At 64.5% G+C, this 26,060-nt stretch carries 24 protein-coding genes; 9 read left to right on the top strand and 15 right to left on the bottom strand.

The features are described from left to right. Positions 1-51: 51 nt before the first annotated feature. From AB7531_RS04055 to AB7531_RS04045, 3 genes are all read right to left on the bottom strand, one after another. Positions 52-1,677 (bottom strand): FMN-binding glutamate synthase family protein, encoded by a 1,626-nt coding sequence (locus tag AB7531_RS04055; protein WP_441280285.1) that lies wholly within the window; start codon positions 1,675-1,677, stop codon positions 52-54. Between the two features lie 202 nt (positions 1,678-1,879). Continuing rightward, the gene (locus tag AB7531_RS04050; protein WP_187387907.1) at positions 1,880-2,791 is read right to left on the bottom strand and encodes a patatin-like phospholipase family protein; all 912 of its coding nucleotides are present in this window, start codon (positions 2,789-2,791) and stop codon (positions 1,880-1,882) included. 340 nt (positions 2,792-3,131) lie between these two features. Further along, positions 3,132-3,905, bottom strand: coding sequence for a ferredoxin--NADP reductase (locus tag AB7531_RS04045; protein ID WP_014490313.1), 774 nt, complete (start codon positions 3,903-3,905; stop codon positions 3,132-3,134). 374 nt (positions 3,906-4,279) lie between these two features. On the opposite strand from AB7531_RS04045, the gene AB7531_RS04040 reads away from it, so the two are divergent. Continuing rightward, entirely contained in the window at positions 4,280-5,077 is a 798-nt protein-coding gene (locus tag AB7531_RS04040) for an ATP-grasp domain-containing protein (RefSeq protein ID WP_231143805.1), read from the top strand. A 188-nt stretch (positions 5,078-5,265) separates the two neighbouring features. Here AB7531_RS04040 and AB7531_RS04035 read toward each other — a convergent pair whose 3' ends face one another. Further along, positions 5,266-6,186, bottom strand: coding sequence for an amino acid ABC transporter substrate-binding protein (locus AB7531_RS04035; protein ID WP_063980690.1), 921 nt, complete (start codon positions 6,184-6,186; stop codon positions 5,266-5,268). A 12-nt stretch (positions 6,187-6,198) separates the two neighbouring features. Next, entirely contained in the window at positions 6,199-7,494 is a 1,296-nt protein-coding gene (locus tag AB7531_RS04030) for a dicarboxylate/amino acid:cation symporter (RefSeq protein ID WP_063980689.1), read from the bottom strand. Positions 7,495-7,704: 210 nt separating this feature from the next. On the opposite strand from AB7531_RS04030, the gene AB7531_RS04025 reads away from it, so the two are divergent. From AB7531_RS04025 to AB7531_RS04005, 5 genes are all read left to right on the top strand, one after another. Further along, positions 7,705-8,706 carry an NADP-dependent oxidoreductase gene (locus AB7531_RS04025; RefSeq protein WP_063980688.1) on the top strand — a complete coding sequence of 334 codons (1,002 nt, stop codon included), beginning with the start codon at positions 7,705-7,707 and terminating at the stop codon, positions 8,704-8,706. A gap of 236 nt (positions 8,707-8,942) precedes the next feature. Then, a complete protein-coding gene (locus AB7531_RS04020) occupies positions 8,943-9,752 on the top strand; it encodes a cysteine rich repeat-containing protein (protein WP_063980687.1) in 810 nt (269 codons plus the stop codon). Positions 9,753-9,879: 127 nt separating this feature from the next. Next, positions 9,880-10,095 (top strand): hypothetical protein, encoded by a 216-nt coding sequence (locus AB7531_RS04015; protein ID WP_028148322.1) that lies wholly within the window; start codon positions 9,880-9,882, stop codon positions 10,093-10,095. Between the two features lie 188 nt (positions 10,096-10,283). Then, positions 10,284-11,423 (top strand): FAD-dependent monooxygenase, encoded by a 1,140-nt coding sequence (locus tag AB7531_RS04010; protein ID WP_063980686.1) that lies wholly within the window; start codon positions 10,284-10,286, stop codon positions 11,421-11,423. After that, entirely contained in the window at positions 11,420-13,033 is a 1,614-nt protein-coding gene (locus AB7531_RS04005; RefSeq protein WP_063980685.1) for a benzoate-CoA ligase family protein, read from the top strand. Before AB7531_RS04010 ends, AB7531_RS04005 begins: the two co-directional genes overlap by 4 nt. A 163-nt stretch (positions 13,034-13,196) precedes the next feature. Here AB7531_RS04005 and AB7531_RS04000 read toward each other — a convergent pair whose 3' ends face one another. Then, a complete protein-coding gene (locus AB7531_RS04000) occupies positions 13,197-13,709 on the bottom strand; it encodes a MarR family winged helix-turn-helix transcriptional regulator (protein ID WP_063980684.1) in 513 nt (170 codons plus the stop codon). Beyond that, positions 13,699-14,331: a maleylacetoacetate isomerase gene (gene maiA, locus AB7531_RS03995; protein ID WP_063980683.1), complete on the bottom strand. Its 633-nt coding sequence runs from the start codon at positions 14,329-14,331 to the stop codon at positions 13,699-13,701. Before maiA ends, AB7531_RS04000 begins: the two co-directional genes overlap by 11 nt. Before the next feature lie 209 nt (positions 14,332-14,540). On the opposite strand from maiA, the gene gtdA reads away from it, so the two are divergent. Then, entirely contained in the window at positions 14,541-15,581 is a 1,041-nt protein-coding gene (gtdA, locus tag AB7531_RS03990; protein WP_063980682.1) for a gentisate 1,2-dioxygenase, read from the top strand. Between the two features lie 122 nt (positions 15,582-15,703). Here gtdA and AB7531_RS03985 read toward each other — a convergent pair whose 3' ends face one another. From AB7531_RS03985 to AB7531_RS03970, 4 genes are read right to left on the bottom strand one after another with little or no spacing between them, the layout of a single operon-like run. Next, the gene (locus AB7531_RS03985) at positions 15,704-16,522 is read right to left on the bottom strand and encodes an ABC transporter permease (protein WP_063980681.1); all 819 of its coding nucleotides are present in this window, start codon (positions 16,520-16,522) and stop codon (positions 15,704-15,706) included. Then, complete coding sequence (locus AB7531_RS03980) at positions 16,515-17,288, bottom strand: ABC transporter ATP-binding protein (protein ID WP_063980680.1); 774 nt, start codon at positions 17,286-17,288, stop codon at positions 16,515-16,517. The genes AB7531_RS03985 and AB7531_RS03980 overlap by 8 nt, the downstream gene beginning before the upstream one ends. Before the next feature lie 16 nt (positions 17,289-17,304). Continuing rightward, complete coding sequence (locus tag AB7531_RS03975; RefSeq protein ID WP_063980679.1) at positions 17,305-18,309, bottom strand: ABC transporter substrate-binding protein; 1,005 nt, start codon at positions 18,307-18,309, stop codon at positions 17,305-17,307. A gap of 45 nt (positions 18,310-18,354) precedes the next feature. Further along, the gene (locus AB7531_RS03970) at positions 18,355-19,722 is read right to left on the bottom strand and encodes an FAD-dependent oxidoreductase (protein ID WP_063980678.1); all 1,368 of its coding nucleotides are present in this window, start codon (positions 19,720-19,722) and stop codon (positions 18,355-18,357) included. Between the two features lie 110 nt (positions 19,723-19,832). Between AB7531_RS03970 and AB7531_RS03965 the strand changes: the two genes are divergently transcribed. Continuing rightward, complete coding sequence (locus tag AB7531_RS03965) at positions 19,833-20,717, top strand: LysR family transcriptional regulator (RefSeq protein WP_063980677.1); 885 nt, start codon at positions 19,833-19,835, stop codon at positions 20,715-20,717. A 44-nt stretch (positions 20,718-20,761) separates the two neighbouring features. Here the strand turns inward: AB7531_RS03965 and AB7531_RS03960 are convergent, their stop codons facing one another. Together AB7531_RS03960 and AB7531_RS03955 are read right to left on the bottom strand one after the other, a co-directional pair. Further along, the gene (locus AB7531_RS03960) at positions 20,762-22,798 is read right to left on the bottom strand and encodes a methyl-accepting chemotaxis protein (protein WP_231143802.1); all 2,037 of its coding nucleotides are present in this window, start codon (positions 22,796-22,798) and stop codon (positions 20,762-20,764) included. A 17-nt stretch (positions 22,799-22,815) separates the two neighbouring features. Beyond that, complete coding sequence (locus AB7531_RS03955; RefSeq protein ID WP_231145451.1) at positions 22,816-23,805, bottom strand: TRAP transporter substrate-binding protein; 990 nt, start codon at positions 23,803-23,805, stop codon at positions 22,816-22,818. Between the two features lie 199 nt (positions 23,806-24,004). Between AB7531_RS03955 and AB7531_RS03950 the strand changes: the two genes are divergently transcribed. After that, positions 24,005-24,253 carry a hypothetical protein gene (locus tag AB7531_RS03950; RefSeq protein WP_231143801.1) on the top strand — a complete coding sequence of 83 codons (249 nt, stop codon included), beginning with the start codon at positions 24,005-24,007 and terminating at the stop codon, positions 24,251-24,253. 23 nt (positions 24,254-24,276) lie between these two features. Here AB7531_RS03950 and AB7531_RS03945 read toward each other — a convergent pair whose 3' ends face one another. Beyond that, entirely contained in the window at positions 24,277-25,197 is a 921-nt protein-coding gene (locus AB7531_RS03945; RefSeq protein ID WP_063980675.1) for a TonB family protein, read from the bottom strand. Between the two features lie 61 nt (positions 25,198-25,258). Further along, complete coding sequence (locus tag AB7531_RS03940; RefSeq protein WP_063980674.1) at positions 25,259-26,059, bottom strand: enoyl-CoA hydratase-related protein; 801 nt, start codon at positions 26,057-26,059, stop codon at positions 25,259-25,261. Between the last annotated feature and the right edge of the window lies 1 nt (position 26,060).

The raw sequence follows: 26,060 nt of genomic DNA, 5'->3' as shown, positions 1-26,060 counted from the left end.
TCCCCGATGAATTTTCACCGCCGCAGGATCCGGCGGATCATGCGGTGGCCCCTACGGCGCCGGCTGGAACGTCTCCGCCCGCGCCATCTGCCAGGCTTCACGGAAGCGCGGATCTTCGGTGCCTTCGAGCAGCTCGCCCGGACGCAGCGACGGATAGAGCTGCGCAAAGGATCGCACCTGGGTGGTCGATGTCCGCTGGCTGAAGTGGATCGGGCGCAGCTGCTGCGGATGTTCGAGACCGGCCGCGGCGATCAGCTCGGTGAGCGAGTGCAGCGTGGCGTGGTGATAATTATGCACGCGGTCGATCTTGAGCGGCACGTAGAGCGCACGCGCACGCGTCGGGTCCTGGGTCGCAACCCCGGTCGGGCAGCGGTCGGTGTGGCAGCTCAGCGACTGGATGCAGCCGAGCGAGAACATGAAGCCGCGCGCCGAGTTGCAATAGTCGGCGCCAATCGCCATCGCCCGCGCCATGTCGAAGGCGGTCGCGATCTTGCCGGACGCGCCGATCCTGATGCGGTCGCGCGCATTGATGCCGACCAGCGCGTTGTGGACGAAATTGACGCCCTCGCGCATCGGCATGCCCAGATGGTCCATGAACTCCAGCGGCGCGGCGCCGGTGCCACCTTCATTGCCGTCGACGACGATGAAATCAGGATAGATGCCGGTCTCCAGCATCGCCTTGCAGATCGCGAGGAATTCCCAGGGGTGGCCGATGCACAGCTTGAAGCCGGCCGGCTTGCCGCCGGACAAGCGTCGCATCTCGGCGATGAACTGCATCATGCCAACCGGCGTGGAGAAGGCGCGGTGCGAGGCCGGCGAGATGCAGTCCTCGCCCATCGTGACGCCGCGGATTTTTGAGATCTCCTCCGACACCTTCGCAGCCGGCAGCACGCCGCCATGGCCGGGCTTGGCGCCCTGGCTGATCTTGAGCTCGACCATCTTGATCTGGTCCTGGCTCGCGACGCGCGCGAACGCCTCGGGATCGAACGTGCCGTCGAGATGACGGCAACCGAAATAGCCGGAGCCGATCTCCCAGATGATGTCGCCGCCCATCTCGCGATGGTAGGGGCTGAAGCCGCCCTCGCCGGTGTCATGCGCGAAGCCGCCCTTCCTGGCGCCGGCATTGAGCGCGCGCACGGCGTTCGGGCTGAGCGCGCCGAAGCTCATCGCGGAGATGTTGAACACCGATGCCGAATATGGCTTTGCGCAATCGGGGCCGCCAATGGTGACGCGAAACTTCTCCTCGGCGTGCGTCTTCGGCGAGACCGAGTGATGCATCCACTCGTAGCCCTCGCGGTAGACGTCCTCCTGGGTGCCGAACGGGCGCTTGTCGAGCTCCATCTTGGCGCGCTGATAGACCAGCGAGCGGGTATCGCGCGAGAACGGCATGCCGTCCTTCTCGCTCTCGAAGAAATACTGCCGCATCTCGGGGCGTATCTCTTCGAGCAGAAAACGGATATGCGCCGAGATCGGATAGTTGCGCAGCACCGCGTGACTCTTCTGCATGAGATCGCGGACGCCGAGCAGCGTGAGAGCGCCGAAGATCGCGATCGGGATCAGCTGGATGTCGAAGATCTTGCCATCGGCGAGGCCGATGCCAATCAACAGCGCGGTGACGACCGCGCAGATGGTCAGCACGATGAAACGCGGCGAGAACGGCAGCAGCAGGGTTTCCATCAGCCCTTCGGGCGAAGCTTGCGTCTTGTTATCGTTGGCCACGACCACATCCCTCTCGTCAGTCTGACAGGGCATGATACGCCCGCGCCACGTCCATGGTTATGACGCGGACCCCGCCTTGAGGCTACCGAATCCGGATGCCGCAAATCAATCCATCCCGCGGCGGGCTTCGCAGTGCAATAGATTCAAATGAAATGACAAATCAGTGACCATGAGGCTGCGCCTCGTGCGGAATGACGCCGTGCTGCTCGAGGCCGCCTCGCGCCAGCCAGGCATCGGTGCTCGCGACCGCACGCTCGATATGGTCGTCGGTCCGCGAAAAATCGTAGGGCGATCCCACCAGCGGACAGAGCGGCGGCACCACGACATATTCGATGTCGGACGCCACCCCCTCGAGCTCCGCCACCAATTGCCGGGCGATCAGCAGCGTCAGCGCATGCAGGGCATTGGCAACCGCGCCCACCGGCGGATCCTTCACCGCGCAGGCGTGCCCGGTCGGCAGCACGACCAGCCGTTTTGCGCCTTTCTTGATCGCGACCCGGACCGGGGTGTTTGAGGAGATCGCACCGTCGGCGAGGAACCGATTGCGGTAGTAGACCGGCGAGAACGCGCCGGGGATCGCAGTGGACGCCAGGATCGCGTCCACCGTCGCCCCCTCCGACAACACCACGCTCTCTCCGGAGACGAAATCGGTGGTGACGATGTGCACCGGAAGCGCGGCATCCTCGAGGTTGCGATAGGGGATGTGGTCCTCGACCAGCTTGCGGATGCCGTCATGGGGAATCAGGAAATCGCGCCGCCACATGAATCCGGCGAGGCTCTTCCAGGTGACCGGGAAGACATCATGACGCTTCAGGCCGCGCCAGACCGCTTCCAGCCCCAGCACGCCCTTGAGCGAGGGATCGCCGGCATAATAGGCGCCGTTGATCGCGCCGACACTGGAGCCGACCACGAGATCGGCGACGACCCCGTGGCTCGCCAGCGAATGCATCATCCCGACCTGGATCGCCCCGAAGCTGCCGCCGCCCGCCAGCACGAAGGCGGTCGGTTTCGGCGAACCATGGTCGATCACAGACAAGATTTGCGCAGCTCCCCAGCTCTCGCATTGCAACATCGCGGCGAGATTTTGGCGCGAGCTTATAACAAGGGGCGCGCGAGACGCGCCAATAACAAAGTCGGGGGAGGAGGGTGAGGGACGTGGATGGCCTAGCGAGTGTGAGGCGAGATGCCAGCCAAACTCTCAACTGTCGTCCCCGCGCACGCGGGGACCCATAACCACAGGGAGAGGTTATGGAGCGAGCTGATAGCCACTAGCCGTCGCCAAACCACGTCCTGTGGTTATGGGTCCCGGGCTCGCGCTTACGCCTTCGCTCTTCGAGCTACGGCGGACAAGTCGCGCGCCCCGGGACGACACCGATGTTGTGGCTAAAGGCGTCGCTCAGAAAACGAGCGGCTTACCGCTCGACGAACGCCTTCTCGATCACGAAATGGCCGGGCTTGTTGCCGCTTCCCTCGATGAAATCGCGGCCTTCGAACATCACCTTCAGCTCTTCCAGCATCGCCGGGCTGCCGCACATCATGATGCGGTCGGTTTCGATGTCGAGCGGGCCCTGTCCGATATCGTTGAAGATCTGCTCGGAGTTGATGAGGTCGGTGATGCGGCCGCGGTTCTTGAACGGCTCGCGGGTCACGGTCGGATAGTAGATCAGCTTGTCCGCCAGCAGCTCCCCGAACAGCTCGTCCTCGCGCAAGGAAGCAACCAGCTTCTCGCCATAGGCAAGCTCGGAGACCTGGCGGCAGCCATGCACCAGCACGATGCTGTCGAACTGGTCGTAGACCTCGGGGTCCTTGATCAGGCTGGCGAAGGGCGCGAGACCGGTGCCGGTCGAGAGCAGCATCAGCCGCTTGCCGGGAATGAGGTTGTCGGTGATCAGCGTGCCGGTCGCCTTGCGGCCGACCAGGATGGTGTCGCCTTCCTTGATCTTCTGCAGGCGCGAGGTCAGCGGACCGTCCTGAACCTTGATCGAGAAGAACTCGAGCTCTTCCTCGTGGTTGGCGCTCGCCATGCTGTAGGCGCGCAGCAGCGGACGGCCATCGACCTCGAGGCCGATCATGGCGAACTGGCCGTTCTGGAAGCGAAAGCCGGTGTCGCGCGTGGCGCGGAAGCTGAACAGCGTGTCGGTCCAGTGCTGGACGGAAAGAACCTTCTCTCGGTAAAACGCGCTCATGATTTTCGATATTCCGAATAATTGCGGTTTTAGGGCAAAAGCATTGCCCGGCCCCTGAAAGCGGGGCGGACACCATTGCCATGGCGGAGGATTTCGCGTGTGTGATCTACGCCATTGAGGCCAATAATCAACCTCGTTCCGGATGCAATTGATGCCGCTCAAACCGGCATTTGCGGCGGAAATGGCCACATCATTAATGAATCTGCTGCCGGGCATGCGCGGCGGGCAATTTCTTTTCCCTTCAGGGCCTGATTGCAGCACTTAATTTCCGTCGCGCTCGCGAGAATTTCATTAAGAATAGCTCTGACTTTCACCCCGGTTTGGCGCCGTTTCCCGCATTTTTGCGGCTTTTGGCGACAGGAACGACTGAACACATGGCAAGCGGCGAGCGGATCTTCGTCCAGGCGATCAGGCGCTATTGCGCGACCCATGGCATCGCGCTCGATGTCCGCGCCGGCGGCTGGCTGCTCGCGATGCGCAGCCGCGCGAAGCGCCACTTCGCGTTCGGCTACGACATCGGTCTCAACAGCGCCATCGCGCACCGTCTCGCCAACGACAAATCGGCCACTGCCGAGGTGCTGGCGCTTGAGGGCGTACGATGCGTTCCCCATCGCCTCTTCCTCAACCCAAAGCTGGGCAAGAACGTTGTTGGTCCCAATTGGCGAGACGCAATGCTCGAGCTGCTTCACGACCATCCGCAAGGCGTGGTGGTGAAGCCGAACGAGGGAACATCGGGGCGCGCGGTGTTCAAGGTGACGACAGAGGCGGAACTCGACCACGCGGCCGCCGAGGTCTTTTCGATGAGCGCCGGACTCGTGATCTCGCCCTATGTCGCGATCGAGCAAGAGGTGCGCGTGATCCTGCTCGATGATGTGCCACTCGTCGTCTACAGCAAGCAGCGTGGGTCGGATTGGCGACACAACCTCGATGCCGGCGCAAAGCCGGTGCTGCTGGAGGACGACAAGGTTCGAACGGCCTGCGTGAAGCTCGCGACCGATGCCGCGAGCGCCATCGACATCGCCTTCGCATCGATTGACGTGGTCCGTGTCGATGGCGAGTGGCGGGTGCTGGAAATCAATTCCGGCGTGATGATGGAAGCGCTGGCGAAGCTGCATCCGGAGCTGGTGCAGGCGACGTACGATGCGGCGCTGGATCGGGTGTTTGGGGCATAACGTTGATCGAACTCTTGCGACAAAGTGCGCTGCGTCCCCTCTCCCCTTGTGGGAGAGGGTGGCTCGCCGCGGAGCGGCGAGACGGGTGAGGGGTCTCTCTCCTCAACGTAGATTTAACGTGCGGATAGAGCCCCCTCATCCGGCGCTTCGCGCCACCTTCTCCCACAAGGGGAGAAGGAAGTAAGCGCTCAATTATTCGCGCTCGCGGAATCGTCCATCGCCTTGAAGGCTTCCTCCAGCTGCAGGGAGATCGGCACGTTCAGGCGTTCGCCGGTGGGCAGCCGCGCGGTGAACCATTTGTTGTAGAGAGGAACGAGATCGCGATTGGAGCCGAGCTTGCGGAAGGTGCGGTCGACCACCGCCGTCAGCTGAGGCTCACCCTTCCTGAACATGATGCCGTAGGGGTCATAGGACAGGTAATCGCCGGTGACGCGGAACTTGTCCTGCGCCTTATGGCGAGCGATCAGGCCGGAGAGCAGGATGTCGTCGGTTGCAAACGCGTCGGCCTTGCCGTCGACGAGCATCTGGTAGGACTGCTCGTGATCCGGCGAGGTGACGATGTTGAGGCCGAGCGAGGACTTCTTGTCGGCCGCCTGGATCGCCTGCTCGTTGGTGGTGCCCTTCGTCACCACCACGGTCTTGCCCTTCAGGTCGGTCAACGACTGGACCTTTGATGCCTTCGGCACCATCAGCTTGGTGCCGGCGACGAACATCAAAGGCGAGAACGCGACGCGCTTGCCCCGCTCGGCATTGGCCGTGGTCGAACCGCATTCCAGGTCGATCTTGTTCTGGAGCACGGCGTCGATGCGGTCGTCCGAGGTGACCTTGACGTAGTCGATCTTCAGATCGGGATCGTCGACCTCGACGCCGATCTCCTCGACGATGGCCTCGCAGAGTTCGAGGCTGTAGCCGATCGGGCGGCCTGACTGGTCGAGGAAGGAGAACGGCGGCGAGCTCTCGCGATAGCCGAGCCGCACGGTGTGCCTGTTCTTGATGGCCGACAGCGTCGGGCTAAGCCCTTCGCTGCCGCCGGTCTGGGCGGAGGCGCCGGTTGCCAGCAGGCACGCCGCCAGCAACAGGCCACCCGATATCGCCGTTGAAAGGCGCATGATGCACTCCCGTCAATGGCCGGCCATCGCGGGCAGTTCGCCCGGAACCATGTCCGGCGTCGTCGCTTCGCCGGGTCCGAGCTCGTGCTCGGGCCCGAGCTCACCTTCCCACTTCGCGACCACGGCGGTCGCGAGCGAATTGCCGATGACATTGGTGGCGCTGCGTCCCATGTCGAGGAACGTGTCAATGCCCATGATCATCAGCAGGCCTGCCTCGGGGATGCCGAACTGCGACAGCGTCGAGGCGATCACCACGAGGGATGCGCGCGGTACGCCGGCAACGCCCTTGGAGGTGATCATCAACGTCGCGAGCATCGCCAGCTGCGTCGCGAGCGACATCTCGATGTGGTAGGTCTGCGCGATGAAGATGCTCGCGAAGGTGCAGTACATCATCGTGCCGTCGAGATTGAAGGAGTAACCGAGCGGCAGCACGAAGCTCGAGATCCGCGACGACGCGCCGAACTTGGTCAGCCCCTCCAGCGTCTTCGGATAGGCCGCTTCCGAGCTCGCGGTGGAGAACGCGATCATCAGGGGTTCGCGGATCAGCTTCAGCAGATGGCTGTATCGCGGCCCGATCACCACAAAGCCGACGATCATCAGGATGACCCACAGGATCCCAAGCGCGAGATAGAAGCCACCCATGAAGACGATGAGCTTCCACAGCACGCCGAGGCCGTTCTTGGCGACAGTGGCCGTGATGGCGGCCCATACCGCGAGCGGGGCGAACAGCATCACATAGCTCGTCACCTTGAGCATGATGTGAGCGACGTCGTCGATCATTGCCAGGATCGGCTTCGACCGTTCGGGCATCGAGCCCATCGCCACCGAGAAGAACACGGCGAAGATCACGATCTGCAGGATCTCGTTCTGCGCCATGGCGTCGGCGATCGAGGTCGGGATCAGATGGGTCAGGAATTTTTCGATCGAGAAGGCCGAGACCGGCAAGCCGGTCGATTGCCCCGCCTGCGGCAGCGTGCCGGGGAAGTTCGCGCCGGGCTGGAGCAGATTGACCATGACGAGGCCGAGCAGCAGCGACACGAAGGACGCGCTGACGAACCAGCCCATGGTCTTGGCGAAGATGCGCCCGAGCCGCGAGCCGCTGCCCATATGCGCGATGCCACCGACCAGCGTCGCAAACACCAGCGGCGCGATGATCATCTTGATCAGGCGCAGGAACATCATGGCGATCAGGTTGATGGAGGAAGCCCATTCGGCTCTGGTGTCAGGCAGGAAGTTGAAGATCGCCGCCCCCATGACGATGCCCAGCACCATCGCGGCCAGAATGTATTGCGTAAACTTGTTCGACATCGCTTACCCCCACCTACACCGGCGCTTCATGATGTCGCAGATATGACGACGACGCAACACGCTTGGCGTGCTCGCGCGATGGCCTGATGTTCCCGTTGCGAAACGGGTCGGCGCGATCTAGCCTTCATGCAGCGCACAACGAATGCGGCTTGCACGTTTTCTTTGCGGCGGCTGCATCCATAATCGTCAAGCAAACGAAGAGGAAACGCCATGAGCAGCAGCATCAATCGCCAGATTCTTCTGGTCGAAAAGCCCAGCGGCAAGCTCGGTGCCGAGCACTTCAAGATGGTCGAGGGTGCGATGCCGGAGCCGAAGGACGGCGAGGCCTTGCTGCAGGTGCGTTACATCTCGCTCGACGCCGCCAACCGCGCCTGGATGCATGGCGCGACCTATCGTTCCGCGGTCGAGGCCAACAGCGTGATGGCCGGCGGCGGCATCGCTGAGGTCGTCAGCTCGAAGGCGCCGGGGCTGGCTGCCGGCGACATCGTGTTCGGCGACACCGGCTGGCAGGAGTTTGCCGCGGTGCCGGCAAAGCATCTCACGAAAATGCCGAAGCTCGAACCGATGACGCATCTGCTCAGCGTGTTCGGCATCGCCGGCCTCACCGCCTATTTCGGCCTGCTGGAGATCGGCAAGCCCAAAGAGGGCGAGACCGTCGTGGTGTCCGCGGCGGCCGGCTCCGTCGGCTCGATCGTCGGGCAGATCGCCAAGATCAGGGGATGTCGCGTGGTCGGCATCGCCGGCGGCGCAGACAAGTGCAACTGGCTGACCTCCGAGCTCGGCTTCGATGCCGCCGTCGACTACAAGGACGGCGCGGTGTTCAAGGCCCTGCGCGCGGCGGCGCCAAAAGGCATCGACGTCTATTTCGACAATGTCGGCGGCGACATTCTGGAAGCCTGCCTGCCGCAGATGAACAATTACGGCCGCATCGCCTGCTGCGGCGCGATCTCGCAATATGACGGCGCACCTGCCGCGCACGGCCCGCGCGGCGTGCCCGGCCTGATCGTGGTGAAGCGGCTCGTCATGCAGGGCTTCATCGTGATGGACTACATGAAGGAGAGCCAGCGCGCGCTCGCCGACCTCCAGGGCTGGGTCGCATCCGGCAAGCTGAAGGTGCAGGAGGACATCATCGACGGATTGGAGAATACGCCGAAGGCGCTGATCGGATTGCTGGCGGGAGAGAACCGCGGCAAGCGCATGGTCAAGCTCTGACGCCGTATTGTTTGAGCATGATCTCCGCGCCAACGCGTTCCGCGTTTGTCGCGAGGGAAAGCCGCGGCACACTTTTCCGGATCATGCTCTGGTTACGTCGCAATTGCGCCCGTATAATCTACTTGCGGTAGAGGCCGAGGCAGCCAATGATGCTGCACGCGGCATCACCCGCAATGATTGCTTGCATTACATTTAAAAATCGTCGGCGTGACCGACAGGGCAGGGAATTTACCCAAATGTTCAACACGTTGAAACACGCGTCAACGCGTCGCGCGCTGCTGGCGGCAACGCTCTTCGCAACTGCAACAGGCGCATTCGCGCAAGCGCCGACCGAGGCTCAGAAGAGCGCCATCCGTTCCGCATGCCGCTCGGACTTCATGGCACACTGCGCGAGCGTCACGCCCGGTGGCGCGGAGGCGTATCAATGTCTCCAGAAGAACATGTCCAGCCTGTCATCGGGATGCCAGACCGCGGTTCGCGCGGTCGAGCCCGCTGCGGCGCCGAAGACTGAAGCTGCGCCCGCCAAATCTGAACCGGCAAAGACCGAAGCGGCCCCCGCCGCCGGGGCGAAGCCCGCCGCCGCAGCCGCTCCGAAAGCGGCAGCGTCAAAGCAGCCGAGCAGCACGCAGATTGCCGCGGTCAAGAGCGCGTGCCGCGCCGATTATCCCAAGGTGTGCGCCAGCGTGCCGCCGGGCGGCGCCCCCGCCCTCGAATGCCTCGAGAAGAACAAGGCCAAGGTTTCGCCGGCCTGTGAGAAGGCGGTGAGCGCCGCAACCGGTGGCGGCAGCGCTGCTGCGACAGCAGCACCTGCGGGCGCAGCTCCTGCGGCAGCAGCACCGGCGGCGGCGCCGGCCGTGATCGTTCTGCGCCCGCTACGGCCGCGCGAAGAACTGTTCATCGTGCGCTCGGCCTGCGGTGCCGACATCCGCACGCTCTGCGCCGGCGTCGCGCCGGGCGGGGGCCGCATCGTGCAATGCATCTCCAGCAATGCCGCATCACTGTCGCCCGCCTGCAAGGAAGTGCTGGCGCCATTCGCGGCGCGATAAGCGGCGCGGGATTGCGCGCCAAGCGCGCGACCACGATCGGGCGCGCGCGAATGAATTTTCGCGCGCCGGCCGCGACAAACCCTTTGCAAGTAACCGATTTCGATCACGACAAGACCGGGAGAAAGACATGCGTTCATTTCTGCTTATTGCTGCCGCGCTCCTCGCCTTCGGCGCGAGCATGACCTTTGAGTCTACCGATGCCAACGCGGTGGTGTGCGCCCGGGGCGTCTACCGCGCCGGCTGTGCCGGGCCGAATGCGGCCGTCGTGGTGCGCAAGCCGGTTCCCGCGGTCCGCTGTACCAGGGTGCTGGTGAACGGCGTCTACGTGAAGCGCTGCGTCTGACCCCGGATGGCCAAGCCCGCGCGGTTTGGTTATGGTTCGCAACGTCACTGCTTCGGACACGCGCCAGACGCGTGTCCGGGAGTAAGCTTCGGCGCGCCTCGCCTTCGATAATTCCGCTGGCGTGGAAAGCCGGAGCACATTAGTCTACCCCTAGATAGTAAGTATACTGTCAATTAGGGAGGCAGACGTTGCGGATCGCCGTGATTGGCGGGGGGCCCGGTGGGCTCTATTTCGCCTATCTCTGGAAGAAGCGTCATCCCGAGGATCAAGTCGACCTGTTCGAACAGAACCCGGCCGACGCGACCTGGGGCTTTGGCGTCGTGTTCTCCGATCAGGCCCTGGAATTCCTGCGCGCCGACGACCCCGAAACGGTCGATGCGATCGCGCCGCATATGGAGAGCTGGGAGAACATCACGCTGAACCTTCACGGCGACAGCGTCGCCATCGACGGCGTCGGCTTCTCCTCGATCGGCAGGCTGGAGCTCCTGCAGTTCCTCCAGCAGCGCGCGCTCGACGCCGGCGTCACGCCGCGCTTCGACACGCAGATCCACGCCATCGACCAGCTCAACGGCCACGACCTGATCGTCGCGGCCGACGGGCTGAATTCGCTGGTGCGGCGCGCCTATGAGGGCGATTTCGGCACGTCGCTGTCCTACTCCTCCAACAAGTTCGTCTGGTACGGGACCTCGAAACGCTTCGACACGCTGTCGCAGACCTTCGTGAAGACGGACCGCGGCGCCTTCAATGCCCATCACTATCGCTACTCCCCGACCATGAGCACCTTCCTGGTCGAATGCGACCACGCGACATGGCAGGCCTATGGCTTCGCCTACAAGGATGCCGAGCAGTGCAAGGGCGTCTGCGAGGAGGTCTTTGCCGACACGCTGGGCGGCCACTGCCTGGTCTCCAACAAGTCGGTCTGGCGCAACTTTCCCTGGGTCTGGAACGAGCACTGGTCGTTCAAGAACATGGTGCTGCTCGGCGACGCCCTGCACTCGGCGCATTTCTCCATCGGCTCGGGGACGCGGCTCGCGATCGAGGACGCCATCGCGCTGGTCAAGGCGCTGGAGTCGGATGCGCATCTGTCGACCGCGCTGCACCGTTATCAGGCCGCGCGAAAACCGGTGGTGCAGAAGCTCGTCAATGCCGCGCGCACCTCGGCCTTCTGGTACGAGCACTTCGCCCAGCACATGCAGCTCGGCCTGATGGACTTCGCCTACAGCTACATCACCCGCTCCGGCCGTATCGACGACCCCCGGCTGCGCGCGATGTCGCCCGCCTTCATGACGCGCTACGAGGCCGAGAAGAACGGCGGAGATGCCGCATGAGCAGCGAGATCCGCGACCAGGTGCCCGCTGACGGCCCGGGCGCCCGTGAAATCGGCTTTGCCATTCCGCAAACCTACAATGCCAGCCGCGTGCTGTTCGACCAGCTCGCCAAGGGCCGCGGCGACAAGCCTGCGCTGATCGGACCCGCGGGGACCCGCAGCTATTCCGAGCTTTGCGCGGAAACTTGCCGCTGGGGCAACGGTTTCGCGTCGCTTGGCCTGAAGCGCGGCGACCGCGTGCTGCTGTTCCTCGACGATACCCCGGCCTATCCGGCCGCATTCTTCGGCGCGGTGCGCGCCGGCTTCGTGCCGCTCCTGATCAACACGCTGACGCCGCCGGACCTGCTGCAATTCTATCTCGCCGATTCCGGCGCCGCGGTCGCGGTGGCGGATGCCGAATTCGCGACGCGCTTCGATGCGGAGGCCTGCGCGGCGACCTGCCTGCGCACGCTGATCGTCGTCAACGGCGAAGCGCGCGCCCACGCCGCGCCTGCTGCGATCGCGGCGCCAGGCTGGCTCGCGCAGTTCCCGGCCGAGCTCGCGGAAGCGGACACCCATCGCGACGAGATGGCGTTCTGGATGTACTCCTCCGGCTCGACCGGCCGGCCCAAGGGCATCGTGCATCTCCAGCACGACATGGCCTACAGCGATGCCGCCTTTGCGCAGAACGTGCTGAAGCTGACGCCCGGCGACATCTGCTTCTCGGTGCCGAAGATCTTCTTCGCCTACGGTTTCGGCAACTCCGTCACCTTCCCGTTCTCCGCGGGTGCCGCGACGCTGCTGCTGCCGGGCCAGCCGAAGCCTGCATCGATCTTTGCCGCGATCGAGCAATACAAGCCGACGGTCTTCTTCGGCCTGCCGACGCTGTACACCTCACTGACCAAGGCGGAGGGGGCAGACAAGACCAACTTCTCGTCGCTGCGCATGTCGCTTTCGGCGGCCGAGGTCCTGTCTGCGGACGTCTTCAACGGCTGGAAGACGCTCACCGGCCTCGAAATCGTCGAAGGCCTCGGCTCGACCGAGGTGCTGCACATCTACCTCTCCAACCGCCCCGAACAGAAGAAGCTCGGCGCCGCCGGCCTGCGCGTGCCAGGCTACGAGGTCGCACTGCGCGACAAGGACGGCCGCGACGTCGCCGACGACGAGGAAGGCATCTTGTGGGTGCGCGGCGGTTCCAACACGCCGCTGTACTGGAACCGGCCGGACAAATCCGCCGAGACCATCCGCGAGGGCGGCTGGATCTACACCGGCGACCGTTTCGTGCGCGATGCCGACGGCTTCCACTTCTTCCGCGGCCGTGCCGACGACCTCATCAAGATCTCAGGCCAGTGGGTCTACCCGCTCGAAGTCGAGCTGTGCCTCGCCGACCACCCCGACATCCGCGAATGCGCCGTGTTCGCCGCCGAGCTGCCGGACCGGCGCATGACGCTGAAGGCGGTCGTGGTGATGAACAACCGCGCGACCGATCAGAATGAGGCGACGCGGCGGCTGCAGGATTACGTCAAGGGCAAGCTGCTTCCCTACAAGTATCCGCGCGAGGTGATCTTCATCGACGAGCTGCCGAAGACGGGGACTGGGAAGATTGACCGGCAGGCGTTGTTGCGGATGTAGCAATCCCAAACTCGCTGTCATCGCCCGCGAAAGCGGGCGATCCAGTATTCCGAGGCGGTTGTGATTGAACCGAGAAGCCGCGGCGTACTGGATTCCCCGCTTTCGCGGGGAATGACAGCGGAGATAAAGGCGACAGCGTCACCGCATCCGCCGACCATCCCGCTCACCCCGCCTTCCCCATATGCTCCAGCGCGTCCTCCGCGCGCAGCGGCACGCGCGAGGCCTCGTTGTTGAGGTCGACGAGCTGCACCAAAAGCCCCATCAGCGCCTTGCGGTCGGCGGGTTTCAGCGGCTCCAGCATCCGCGCCTGGGCGCGCTCGACGGCGGGGATGATCTCGCGCAGGATCGCGGCGCCCGATTTCGTCAGATAGAGCAGCTTGATCCGCTTGTCTTCGGGTGCCGGCTTGCGTTCGATAAAATCCTTGGCCTGCAGCCGCTCGATCACGCTGCCGAGGGTGGAGCGGTCGAAGGCGATCACCGCCGACAGCCGTGTCGCGTCGATGCCGGGGTGGGTGTGAATCGCGATCAGCGCCGCATATTGCACCGGCGTGAGATCGAACGCCTTGCACTCCTCCATGAAGATCGAGACTGCGATCTGCTGCATGCGCCGGAACAGATAGCCCGGCGCGGCATAGACCGCGTCGATCGTGATCGGAGGGGCGGGCTTACTCGGCATCGGGCTGCTTCTCCGGCGCGGCGTTTGCGAAGGCCGGCAGCGCCTTTGCCGCAGCCTCCGCCTTCAGCAGCCGCGGATAGGTCGACACATCGACGCCGAAGCGGCGGGCATTGGCGAGCTGCGGCACCAGGCAGAGATCGGCGAGCGTCGGCGCATCGCCGAAGCAGAACGGCCCCGGCTCGTCCCTGATCAGCGTCTCGCAGGCCGACAGCCCCTCGCGGTTGACCCACGCCGCCCAGTCCTGGACCTTCTCCTCGGCGAGCCCAAGCTCGCGCAGCCGCGCCAGCACCTTCAAATTCTGCACCGGGTGGGTGTCGCAGGCGATCGCCAGCGCGAACGCCCTCACCTTCGCGCGCCGCAGCGGATCCTTCGGCAGCAGCGGCGGATTGGGATGCGTCTCGTCGAGCCATTCGATGATGGCGACCGATTGGGTCAGCACCGCTCCCGCATCGTTCTCCAGCGTCGGCACCAGCCCTTGCGGATTGATGGCGAGATAGGCGGGCGCACATTGCTCGCCCTTGCGAAGATGATGCGGCAGGTGCTGGGCGCCGAGGCCCTTGAGGTTCAGCGCGATCCGCACCCGATAGGCGGCGCTGGAGCGGAAATAGCCGTGCAGCTTCATCGGAACCCTCCCTGTATTTTGTTCGTCATTCCGGGGCGACGCGTTAGCGTCGAGCCCGGAATCCATAACCACGATCGGGAGTATGGATTCAGGCCTCGCGCCTTTCGGCGCGCCCCGGAATGACAGCGGCTTTGTAGGCCGTTCGTCACGTTGACGCTACCTAGATCGTCAGTATACTGTCAATCAACAAAACGAACGGGAGCCGCACCATGGAAGCCGTGACCAAGACGCCGGAACGCGAGGCCTTCTACAAGAAGATTGACGGCGAAAACCTCACCGCGCTGTGGACGGTGATGAGCGATTTGATCACGCCGGAGCCGAGGAGCGCCTGCCGGCCGCATCTGTGGAAATTCGACGTCATCCGCGACTACATGACGGAAGCAGGCCGACTGATCACGGCCAAGGAAGCCGAGCGGCGCGTGCTGGTGCTGGAGAACCCCGGCCTGCGCGGCCAGTCGAAAATCACGACCTCGCTCTATGCCGGCGTGCAGATGGTGGTGCCCGGCGACGTCGCGCCCGCACACCGCCACAGCCAGTCGGCGCTGCGCTTCGTGCTCGAAGGCAAGGGCGCTCACACCGCGGTCGACGGCGAGCGCACCGCGATGGAGCCCGGCGATTTCATCATCACGCCGTCGATGACCTGGCACGATCATTCCAACGAGACCGACCAGCCGATGTTCTGGCTCGACGGCCTCGACATCCCGCTGGTGCAGTTCTTCGACTGCTCCTTTGCGGAAGGTTCCAAGGACGACCAGCAGAGGATCACAAAGCCCGCCGGCGACAGCTTTGCGCGCTACGGCCACAATCTGCTACCGGTCGACGTGAAGCGATCGTCCAAGACCTCTCCGATCTTCAGCTATCCCTATGCCTACACCCGCGAGGCGCTGGAGAAGGCACGCGCGAGCCAGGAGTGGGACGCCTGCCACGGATTGAAGCTGAAATTCAGCAATCCCGAGACCGGCGATTTCGCAATGCCGACCATCGGCACCTTCATCCAGTTGCTGCCGAAGGGTTTCAAGACCGCACGCTACCGCGCGACCGATGCGACGGTGTTCTGTCCGATCGAGGGCAAAGGACGCAGCCGGATTGGCGATGCCGTTTTCGAATGGGGCCCGCGCGATCTGTTCGTGGTGCCGAGCTGGCAGTGGGTGACGCACGAAGCCGAAGACGACGCCGTGCTGTTCAGCTTCTCGGATCGCCCGGTGCAGCAGAAGCTGGATCTGTTTCGGGAAGATCGCGGGAATGCGTGAGCCGCCGGTTTCGTAGGGTGGGCAAAGGCGCCCTTGCGCCGTGCCCACCACACTTCAGCGACTGATGAAGAGATGGTGGGTACGCTTACGCTTTGCCCACCCTGCAGTCGCGCGGGTTGCGGCTACCGCCAGTGCAGCAACCGCGTCTCCAGCCAGCCGATCACCTTCCCCACCACAAGCCCGAACACCGACAGGATCACCACGCCCGCGAGCAGCTGGTCCGTCTGCATCAGATTGCCGGCCTGAAGCACGAAGGCGCCGATGCCATACTGGGCGCCGATCATCTCGGCACTGACGACGAGCAGCAGTGCGACAGACGCGGTGATGCGGAAGCCGGCGAGGATGGCGGGCAGCGCGCCGGGCCAGATCACCTTGCGCACGATGGTGGCGAAGGGAACGTTGAAACTCTGCGCCATGCGGATGAGGTTGCGCGGCACCGCATCGACGCCGCTATAGACCGAGATTGCGGTCGAGAAGAACACGCCGAGCGCAATGGTCGCGATCTTCGGCTCTTCGCCGATGCCGAGCCAGAGAATGAGCAATGGCAGAAGTGCGATCTTCGGGATCGGGAACAGCGCCGAGATGAAGGTGATGCCGACGCTGCGCGCAAGCCGCGACAGGCCGATGGCGAAGCCGACCGCGACGCCGGCCGCCGTTCCCAGCACCCAGCCGACGCCGATGCGCAGGATCGAGGCCGACAGATGCTGCCACAGCGCGCCTGACATCGCGAGCTCGTAGATCGCGCGCGCGATCGCAGCCGGCGCCGGCAGGAACAGCGGATTGACGAGCCCGGCGCTGCCGGCCGCCTGCCAGATCGCGATGACGAGGGCGAGCGCGATCCAGCCGCCGAAGCGGCTGCTGGCGGGCACGAAGCCGGCGCCGCGAAAACGGACGCGCCGCGTCGTGTCGTCCTTCGCAGACGTCCCCGCGCGATCAAGCATGCTGGACCTCGCGCTCGGCGTCGATCGCCTCGTTGCGGATCAGCGACCAGATCTGGTTCTGAAGCGCCAGCAGCTTTTCACGCGCAGCGATCTCGCCGCGCTCGGTGCGCGTCATCGGTACGGCCACGACTTCGCGAATACGGCCCGGCCGCCGCGACAGCACCACGATGCGGTCGGCGAGCCGTGCGGCTTCCTCGAGATTGTGGGTGACATAGACTGCGCCCATGCCGCCATCGGCGAGCAGGCGGACGAAGTCTTCCATCAAAAGTTCGCGGGTCTGCGAATCCAGCGCCGACAGCGGCTCGTCCATCAGCAGGATGGCGGGCTTGACCGCAAGCGCGCGCGAAATGCCGACGCGCTGGCGCATGCCGCCGGAAAGCTGCTTCGGATAGGTTGTGCGAAAATCGGTCAAGCCGGTGCGGCGCAGGGCATCGTCGACCAGCGCGCGGCGCTGCACGGCCGAGAGCTGGGTATGCAGCAGCGGGAATTCGACATTCTCCTCCACCGTCGCCCAGGGCAGCAGCGCGAAATCCTGGAACACGAAGGTCAGCGGATTGAGACTGTCCGCCGGCGGCGATCCGCGCAGCTCGGGCGCGCCCGACGATGGCTGCAACAGTCCGCCGAGAATCGACAGCAGCGTGCTTTTGCCACATCCCGAAGGCCCGACGATCGCCACCACCTCGCCGGCACCGACGGTGAAGGAAACGTCGTCGAGCACGGCGAGGTCACCGAAGCGATGGCTGATGTGGTTGGCGATCAGGTCCATAAGCTGCGTTCTACTCTCAATCCGCCTTCACAAAATCCTTGGCAATGATCGTGTTCACATCAAAGCCCTTGTCCGCGAATCCCTGCTCTTGGAGCCATTTGATCTGGTTGTCGACGTTCTTGACGTCCAGCTTGCCGTCGGGATCGATATAGGCGCAATTGCCGACCACCTGCTCGACCGGCAAATTGGTGTATTTGGCGATGATCTCCAGCAGCGGCCTGGTCTTGTCGTTGATGGGGGCGACGCCGTCCTTCATGGCTGCGAGGATGACGTCGTGATATTCGCGGTCGGCTTTCGCGAGCACGCCGAGAAATTTCGTCACCAGCACCTTGTTGGTCAGCGTCTTCGGCGAAGCGAACACTGCGCCGAGCTGCCACGGCGTCTCGTCGCCGACCCATCCCAAAAACTTCGCGCCGCCTTCGTCCATCAGCTTTCGCGCGGTGGAGATCGGCAGCAGCGCCGCATCGACCGTCTCGCCCTTCAAGGCGGCGGCCGCGTTCGACAGCGATTGCAGCGGCACGATCTTCACGTCGGCGAGCTTGAAACCGTATTTGTCGGCGAGCAGCCCCAGCGAATAGTGGAAGGACGAGCCAACCTGCGTCACGGCTACGCGCTTGCCCGCGAGGTCCTTCGGCGTCTTCAGCCCGGCGGCATAGGCGTTGTTGCTGGCGAAATAGCCGATCAGGGGATAACCGGCCTTCTCTCGGCTCATGCCGCCGATCACTTTCAGCGTGCCCTTGCCGGCGAGATTGTAGAGACCGGCGGTGAATGCGGTGACGCCGAAATCGACGTCGCCCGATGTGGTCGCCACCGCGATCGGCTGCGCCGCATCGAAGAACTTCAGCTCGACGTCGAGACCGGCCTCGCGGAAATAGCCCTTGTCCTGCGCAATGAAGACGGGCGCGGACGACGACAGGCGGAGCACGCCGACCCTGGCCTTCAGCGCGTCTTCGGCCCGGGCCGTGCCCATCGCTGTGATCGCCATCAGGCCAGCCAGTGCGAGCCGCGCAATCCCGATCATTCCGTCTCCTCCGTCGTCGTTCTCTCGGTCGTAATGTTACAACCGTCACAAACCTTCAGGCACGGGCTGGTCCCGCCCGATGAAGGCGCCCTGTTGTTTCAACGTTTCCTGTAATTTTTCAATGGGGATATCGCGCGGGATGCGGTTTCCTGAGAGCGCGAGCGCCGCGGCGGAACCGGCGGCCTCCCCCATCACGAAACAGGCACCGGACACCCGCGCCGCCGACTGGCCCTCATGGGTCATCGAGGCGCAGCGGCCGGCGACGAGGAGATTGTCGACGCCCTCGGGCACCAGCATCCGGTAAGGCAGCTCGTTATAGCCGCGCGATTCCGGGATTGGCGGGAACGTGAAGACGACGTCGCCGGGAACATGGGCCTCGATCGGCCAGCCATTGACGCCGATGGAATCCGCGAACGAGGCGCAGCCGAGCACATCCTCGCCGCTGAGCTGGTAGCCGCCCTTGATGCGGCGGGTCTCGCGGATACCGAGCTGCGGCGGCAAATCGACGATGTAGGACTTTTCGAAGCCCGGCACGGTGCTGCGCAGGAACTCGAATGCGGCCAGCGCCTGCTTGCGGCCCTCGATCTCGCCGCGGGTGAGGTCGTCGGGCTCGATGCCGTTGATGGCATGGCCGTCCTCACGCGCCACTTGGGTGAAATTCACCCGCCATTCGATGCCTGATTTCTGCGGCCGCACGATTGCGCTCTTGCGCGGGAATGTGTGGGTGCCGGCGGCGATCGCCTTCTCCATCAATTGCGGGATGGTGCGCCAGGCATCGCCAGCCTTCTCGGGATCGATGCCGTTGAGGCGGAGCATCATCGAGGGGTACATCGGATGGCCGTGCTCGTCACCGAGCTCGAAGGGCGCCCCGGCCCAGACCGCGAGGTCGCCGTCGCCGGAGCAGTCGATAAAGATCTCGGCGCGGACGGCCTGCCGTCCGGCCTTGGTCTCGACCATCAGCGCATCGATGCGGCAGTTGTCGCCCATCACGACGCCGGCACCGAGCGCATGGAAGAGGATGTGCACCTTGTGGCTGGCGAGCAGCTCGTCGGCCGCGATCTTGTAGGCCGCGGTGTCATAGGCCTGGGCGAAGACCTTGCCGAGGATCAGGTGCGGTGCGTTGAGGCCGTTCAAATGATCGATCCGCGCCAGCAGATCGGACGCCATGCCCTGTACCAGCCGGTGGGCCTGGCCGTAGACATTGCCATGCAGGCCGCAGAAATTGGTGACGCCGGCAGCCGTGCCCATGCCGCCGAGGAAGCCGTAGCGCTCGATCAGCAGCGTCTTTCGTCCCGCGCGCGCCGCTGACGCCGCCGCCACGATGCCGGCGGGTCCGCCGCCGAGAACGACGACTTCATATTCGCCGTAGAGCGGCACCTGGCGTGCCGGTTCTTCGATCATCATGGCCCGCATGCGCGTCCGCTCCCAAAATCTCTTGCTTGAAGCCGACTATGAATTAACGCAGGGCGAGCTACAATCCACCAAAATACGCGATCAGCTTTCTCGAATCGAGAAAGGTCGACATGGACATCCTGGTGAACCTTCAGGCCTTCCTCGCCACCGCGGATACGGCCGGATTCTCCGCCGCCGCGCGCAAGCTCAATGTCTCGACCTCGGTCGTGGCCAAGCGCGTCACGCAACTGGAGGCGCGGATCGGCGCGCCGCTGTTCCATCGCTCGACCCGGCAATTACGCCTGACGGAAGCCGGCCAGCGCTATGTGCATCGCGCCCGCAGTGTCGTCGCCGATGCCACCGACCTGCTCTCGCGGATGGGCGAGAAGGGACACGATCTCGTCGATCACCTCCGCATCAAGGCGCCGACCTCGCTCACCGTGGCGCGCCTTGCCGACGCCTTCAGCGCCTTCCAGACGCAGAACCCGCGATTGAAACTCGAGATCGTGCTGATCGACCGCCCGGTCGATCCCGTCACCGAAGGCTTTGACATCGCCATCGGCGCCTTCCCTCATTCCTTCGGCGGTGTGGTCGACGAGCCGCTGTGTCCGCTGAAGCGGCTGCTCTGCGCCTCACCGGCCTATTTGAAGAAGCACGGCGCGCCAAAGCACCCGCGCGACCTTGTCGACCATCGCTGCCTCAGCTTCCTGCCGACGGGACCGGAGTGGATCTTCGACGGCCCGCGCGGGCGCATCAGCATCCAGGTCAGCCCGCTGCTCTCCTCCAACGAGGGCCATGTGCTGGCGCGCAGCGCGATCGCCGGCAACGGCATCGCGCTGATCTCCCATTATCTCGTGGCGGATGCCCTGCGCGACGGTACGCTCAAGCCGGTGCTGCGCGACTTTCCAATTCCCGAGCTGTGGGTCAAGGCCGCGATCCCCGAGCGGCGGCGCAACGCCGCCGCGGTGCAGGCGCTCTTGCGCGAATTGAAGAGCGCGCTGCTACCGGTGCTGTAAGGCCGCCTCGTTCGCCCCCGTGGCGTCCCCGGTTTTCCCGGGGTTCAGGCCGCCGAGCGGATGGTGTGGAGGAAATCGTCGACGTTCGACCTCATCGAATCCGCCTGCTGCTTCAGGGCGGCTGCGACCGTCAGGGCGGCTTCGGCGCCGGCGTCGGTCTCGCCTGCCACGGCGCGCACCTGCCCGATTTCCTGCGTCACCGCCGAGGTGCCGTTGGCCGCCTCTTCGACGTTGCGCGCGATTTCGCCCGTGGCCGCGCCCTGCTCTTCGACGGCCGCGGCAATCGCCGTGGCGATGTCGGCCATTTCCTTGACGGTGGAGCCGAACTGCCTGATCGCCTGAACCGATTGGCCGGTCGCACTCTGGATCGTCGCGATCTGGCTGGCGATCTGCTCGGTCGCCTGCGCCGTTTGGGTGGCGAGACTCTTGACCTCGCTGGCGACGATCGCGAAGCCCCGGCCGGCGTCGCCGGCGCGCGCCGCTTCGATGGTCGCGTTCAGCGCCAGCAAATTGGTCTGGCTGGCGATGGCCTGAATCAGCTGAATGATGGTGCCGATCTTCTCAGCCGCATCCGACAGCCCATGCATCAATTCTGAGGTGCGGTTGGTCTCGTCGGTCGCCCTGTTCGAGACCGCGACGGAGCGGTGCACCTGGCTCGAGATTTCACGGATCGAGGCCGCGAGTTGCTGGGTGGCGGAGGCGACGGTCTGCACATTCATCGATGCCTGCTCGGCGCGGGTCGCGACCGCTTCGGCGAGCCCGCGTCCGCGTTCGGCGACCTTTGCCAACTCCTCGGCGCTGCGCCCCATGTCGTCGGCACGGCCGCCGACACCGGAAATGACTCCCTGCATGCCCTGCTCGAAGCGGCCGGCAAGATCCGACATCATGCGGGCGCGGTCAGCCTCGCTGGCTTCGCGCTGTGCCGTCGCCTCGCCTTCCATGCGGCGAACCGCCAGCGCGTTTTCGCGGAACACCTCGACGGCGCGCGCCATGCGGCCGATTTCGTCGCGCGAGTCGCCGCCGGGGATCGGCTCATCGAGCTCGCCCGCCGCCAGCGATTGCATCCGGTCGGTCATGCTGCGAATCGGACCGGACACGCTGGCGCCGATCAACCACGCCAGCACCGCTCCCAGCAGCAGCGCGCCGGTCGCGGTCGCGATGACGGTCTGCTTGGTCTGATCGACCGCTGCCGCGGTCTTGTCGCCCTGCTCGGCGCGCACAGTGCCGAGCTTCGCGTTGATCTTGTTGACGTGGTCGTCGATGGCCGCACTGGCCTTCTTCAATTCGGCCTGCCTGGCGCGCAGATCGGCGGCCACCTTGATGACCTCGTCCAGCGCGGCCGCGTCGGCAGTGATCGCGGTCTTGAGCGCGGCGACCAGCGCCTTCAGTTTGGCGTCGTTCGCCCCCGCCAGCTCAGCCTCGGTGTCCGCGATCGCCAGCTGGGCGTAGGACAAGGCCTGCTTGGCGTCGTCGGCATCGCCCGTCGACAAAGTGGAGCCATAGCGCATCACGGTGATCCGCAGTGCGTCAACGACGCCGGCCAGACGCATCGGGTTGACCAGCCGTTCCGCGTCTTCGGACCGGTTGGCGAGCGCAACCTGAATGCCGCTGACATTGAGGCCGGCGGCTGCACCCTGGGCGTCGGTTTTCGTGGTCGCGGCGCGCAGCCGATCCGCCGCCTCCGCTGCCGCGGTGAACGACGAGCGATAGGTTTCCAGCGCGGTCTTGACCGGGCCGATGCCTTCCGCGATCGCTTGCAGCTTGCCGAACTGCCGGTCGACCTGATCGGCCAGTTTGCCGACGCCGTCGATCGCCTTGGCCGCGGCATCCTTGTCGCCGACATTCCAGGTTCGGATGAATTTCTCGACCGCCGAGTTCGCCTCCAGAAGCGCGGCCCGCGCCTGTGACATGCCGGCGTCGCCGGCAGCGCTGGTCACGAGCTCATTGACCGTTCCGCCGATCCGCTCGACCTGGACCATGGCGAAGCCCCCGAGCAGGACCAGAAAGCTGAGAACCAGCGCGAAGCCGCCGAACACGCGCGGACGAACGCCGACGCGGGACATCATGTGCGATAATTTCATGGCAAATCCGAAATTCTTCAACGGGTGGAGCGGATGGCGGCGAGCAGATCCTTGCCGAACCGCTTCTCGAATTCCTGATCGAGCGGTTTGACCGCGTCGACGAACGGCTGGCGATCGAATGTCTCGATGACGTCCATGCCGCCGCTACGCACCTGCTCGAGCGACGCGGCATCGAGCTTCGCCTGCCAGGTCGCCTCCGCTCCCTCCTTCGCCAGCGCGATCAGCATGGCCTGGTCGGCCGGCGGAAGCTGTTCGAACATGGCACGGTTGGCGACGAATGCGATCGGCGCGAAGAAGTGACCGGTCAGCGTGAGGTATTTCTGGACTTCGTAGAGCCGGGAGCCGGCGATGGTCGGCACCGGATTTTCCTGCCCATCGAGCCGGCCGTCCTTCAGCGCGGTATAGACCAGCGGAAATTCCATCGGGACCACTTCGGCGCCGAGCGCCTTGAACGTCATCTGGTAGATCTCGTTCGGAATGACGCGAATCTTGAGCCCTTTGATATCCTCGGGCGAGCGAACCGGCCGTTTGGAATTCGTGACGTTGCGAAATCCCTGTCGGCCGATCGCCAGCAGCGTCAGCCCCTTGTCGGCGAATTTAGTGGCGATCGCCGCGCCGGCCGGACCTTGCGCCACGGCCTTCGCGTGGGCTGTGTCGCGGAACAGGAAGGGAATGTCGAACACGCCAAGTTCGGGGACGACCGAACTGACCACAGACCCCGACAGCACCGCCATATCGACCGAGCCGGCCCGGGTCGCCGCCAGGATGGCGTTCTCGCTGCCGAGCGCGTTGGTGGCCCGCTCGTCGATCACGATGCGCTTGCCGGCCGACGCCACCAGCTTCTGGCGAAACTCATCGGCTCCGATTTGCTGCGGGCTCCCCAGCTGGGAATTGAACGCCAGAGAGATCAATCGCGGTGAAGCGGCAGCCGATTGCAGAACCAGCAGCCCCGCCGCCGCGGCGACGATCGATCCGGCTTTCCAAAGTCCCAAAACTTGTCTGTGCATTCGACACCATGGCGTGACAATTGTCGTAACCCTAATGGCGGGGAATGATTGAACCCTTAAGGAAGGCCCCGCGGAATTACGGAGATTCGCCTCGATCCGCCGCCGACGAGATTTGGGACAGAGGTCCGATGCAGATGGTATCGGATTGCTATGTGATAATGAGTGGTTCGGGGGAATGACGATGGGATCAAGGATAAACGTGGCCGCCGCCATCGCGATCGGCATCATGGGCGGTACGGCCCCGGCCCGCGCCGAGGTCGCGCAATGCCGGCTCATACAGGCCAAGCCGGAGCGCGAAGCGTGTTACCAACGTCAGGAAGCCGCGCTGGCCGCCAAGCGCAAGCCGGAGCCGAGCGCGGAAAGCAAGACGCTCGAATCGATGCGCCAGATGCGGCAGGACGACGATGCCGTCTATCGCAGCATCAACAACATCTGCCGCGGCTGCTGAGATCGCAACCGAGCTCAAGGCGCCTAACGTTCCGACTGATTTCGATAGATCAGTGAGATCACGAAGGCCTCGATCGACCTGCTGCCGGGAGGCAATGGCGGGAACGGTTGTGCCTGCCTAAGGGTATTGAGCGCCGCCTCATCCAGCATGGCCGAGCCTGAGCTGGTTTTCACGCTGCTCGCCGCGAGCAATCCCCAGCGGGTGATGCTGAATGCAAGCTCCGCCACCCCTTCGACCCTGTCGCTGACGGCCTGCCGCGGATAGGACTTTTCGATTTGCAGCCGCGCAACCAACATGCGGCCGTATTCATCGATGGATTTCACACCTGCGCCCTTCGCCGCGCGCACATTGTCACGCGCCAGCGTGCTGCGGCCGTCGCTCGGGTCACGCTTGAGCAACCGGTCATAGTCCGCGATCGCGAGATCGAATGCCTTTTTCCGGCTGTAAGCCCATGCGCGATCCGCATAGGCGTCCCCGGAACGAGGATCGAGCTTGATCGCCCGTGTCATGTCGGCGATCCCAGCATCGAACTGTCGCAGCAAAACGTATCTCCGCCCCCGGGACAACAGGCGCGATGGCGCCGGATCAAGCCGGAGCGCCGCATCGAAATCCTTGAACGCGGCGTCATCTTCGAGACGGTACCAGTGCAGGAAACCGCGATGCATGAAGGCGTCAGCATTCCCCGGATGATTTGCAATCGCTTCGTCGAAATCGGTCAAGGCATGTGCGAAGTCGTCCTTGTCAAAATAGGCATCGGCGCGGCGGGCCAGCAGTCGGGATCGGCTCTCCTTGTTCTTCTCCTGATCGAGCAGTCTTGTGCAGATCTCGATGCGTATGTTGGAGGCAACCTTCTCGTCATTGCAGACGACGCTGTCATCGGAGCTTGCATGACCGGGCCAGATTGCGACGAGCAACGGCAGTGCAAGAATGAACTTCCGACGCATGACCTCTCAGCCCCCACACTCTCGATAGTGGTGGCCATCCAGCACATCGCCGGAGCAAAATCTACCCTTGGTTGCTCCAACGCCCCGCGCGCTTTTCGGCGAACGACGCTAGGCCCTCCGCCGCCTCCGCGCTCTGACGCTTGACCGAATGCAGGTGCACGAGCCGCTTGTACGCGGCATCGTCCACCGCCATCCCGCCAAACGAGCTCTCCAGCGCGAGCCGCTTGGTCTCGGCCATCGCCTCCGGTCCGTTGGCAAGGAGCTGCTCGACCACCTTGGCGCCGGCAGCCTCCAGCTCGGCGAGCGGGACGACCTCGTGGACGAGGCCGATGCGGCGGGCGTCTTCGGCGCCGAAGCGTTCGCCTGTCAGCGCGTAACGGCGGACTTGCCGTACACTAATGGCATCGCAAAGCTGCGGGATGATGATCGCGGCGGTCAGCCCCCAGCGCACCTCCGTGATCGAAAACAGCGCATTGTCCGCCGCGATCACGACGTCGCAAGCGGCAATCACGCCGGTGCCGCCGCCAAAACAGCCGCCCTGTACCAGCGCGATGGTCGGGATTGGCAAGGTATTGAGCCGCTGCACGGCCTCGAAGGTCGCCCGCGACGCCGCCTCGTTCGCCTCAGCCGATTGCGGCCGCACGCCGTTGATCCATTTGAGGTCGGCGCCGGCCTGGAAATGCTTGCCATTGCCCCGGAGCACGACGACGCGAAGGTTGGACTTCCTGCCGAGATCGTCCATGGCCGCGAGCACGCCTGCGATCAATGCGCCGTCATAGGCATTGTTCACTTCAGGCCGGTTCAACGTGACGGTCGCAACCCCACGCTCATCGAGGGTCCACAGGACGGGGTTGGCAGTCATC

This window comes from Bradyrhizobium sp. 63_E2_N1_3, from assembly GCF_052076005.1.
In the GTDB taxonomy this organism is placed as follows: Bacteria; Pseudomonadota; Alphaproteobacteria; order Rhizobiales; family Xanthobacteraceae; genus Bradyrhizobium; species Bradyrhizobium barranii.
The sequence above is the reverse complement of the archived record's forward strand: the minus strand, read 5'-3'. Positions and strand labels throughout refer to the sequence as shown.

Coding starts and splice junctions, on each gene's coding strand:
- AB7531_RS04055 (WP_441280285.1), bottom strand. CDS start 1,677: ATGGAAACCCTGCTGCTGCCGTTCTCGCCGCGTTTCATCGTGCTGACC.
- AB7531_RS04050 (WP_187387907.1), bottom strand. CDS start 2,791: ATGTTGCAATGCGAGAGCTGGGGAGCTGCGCAAATCTTGTCTGTGATC.
- AB7531_RS04045 (WP_014490313.1), bottom strand. CDS start 3,905: ATGAGCGCGTTTTACCGAGAGAAGGTTCTTTCCGTCCAGCACTGGACC.
- AB7531_RS04040 (WP_231143805.1), top strand. CDS start 4,280: ATGGCAAGCGGCGAGCGGATCTTCGTCCAGGCGATCAGGCGCTATTGC.
- AB7531_RS04035 (WP_063980690.1), bottom strand. CDS start 6,186: ATGCGCCTTTCAACGGCGATATCGGGTGGCCTGTTGCTGGCGGCGTGC.
- AB7531_RS04030 (WP_063980689.1), bottom strand. CDS start 7,494: ATGTCGAACAAGTTTACGCAATACATTCTGGCCGCGATGGTGCTGGGC.
- AB7531_RS04025 (WP_063980688.1), top strand. CDS start 7,705: ATGAGCAGCAGCATCAATCGCCAGATTCTTCTGGTCGAAAAGCCCAGC.
- AB7531_RS04020 (WP_063980687.1), top strand. CDS start 8,943: ATGTTCAACACGTTGAAACACGCGTCAACGCGTCGCGCGCTGCTGGCG.
- AB7531_RS04015 (WP_028148322.1), top strand. CDS start 9,880: ATGCGTTCATTTCTGCTTATTGCTGCCGCGCTCCTCGCCTTCGGCGCG.
- AB7531_RS04005 (WP_063980685.1), top strand. CDS start 11,420: ATGAGCAGCGAGATCCGCGACCAGGTGCCCGCTGACGGCCCGGGCGCC.
- AB7531_RS04000 (WP_063980684.1), bottom strand. CDS start 13,709: ATGCCGAGTAAGCCCGCCCCTCCGATCACGATCGACGCGGTCTATGCC.
- maiA (WP_063980683.1), bottom strand. CDS start 14,331: ATGAAGCTGCACGGCTATTTCCGCTCCAGCGCCGCCTATCGGGTGCGG.
- gtdA (WP_063980682.1), top strand. CDS start 14,541: ATGGAAGCCGTGACCAAGACGCCGGAACGCGAGGCCTTCTACAAGAAG.
- AB7531_RS03985 (WP_063980681.1), bottom strand. CDS start 16,522: ATGCTTGATCGCGCGGGGACGTCTGCGAAGGACGACACGACGCGGCGC.
- AB7531_RS03980 (WP_063980680.1), bottom strand. CDS start 17,288: ATGGACCTGATCGCCAACCACATCAGCCATCGCTTCGGTGACCTCGCC.
- AB7531_RS03975 (WP_063980679.1), bottom strand. CDS start 18,309: ATGATCGGGATTGCGCGGCTCGCACTGGCTGGCCTGATGGCGATCACA.
- AB7531_RS03970 (WP_063980678.1), bottom strand. CDS start 19,722: ATGCGGGCCATGATGATCGAAGAACCGGCACGCCAGGTGCCGCTCTAC.
- AB7531_RS03965 (WP_063980677.1), top strand. CDS start 19,833: ATGGACATCCTGGTGAACCTTCAGGCCTTCCTCGCCACCGCGGATACG.
- AB7531_RS03960 (WP_231143802.1), bottom strand. CDS start 22,798: ATGAAATTATCGCACATGATGTCCCGCGTCGGCGTTCGTCCGCGCGTG.
- AB7531_RS03955 (WP_231145451.1), bottom strand. CDS start 23,805: ATGCACAGACAAGTTTTGGGACTTTGGAAAGCCGGATCGATCGTCGCC.
- AB7531_RS03945 (WP_063980675.1), bottom strand. CDS start 25,197: ATGCGTCGGAAGTTCATTCTTGCACTGCCGTTGCTCGTCGCAATCTGG.
- AB7531_RS03940 (WP_063980674.1), bottom strand. CDS start 26,059: ATGACTGCCAACCCCGTCCTGTGGACCCTCGATGAGCGTGGGGTTGCG.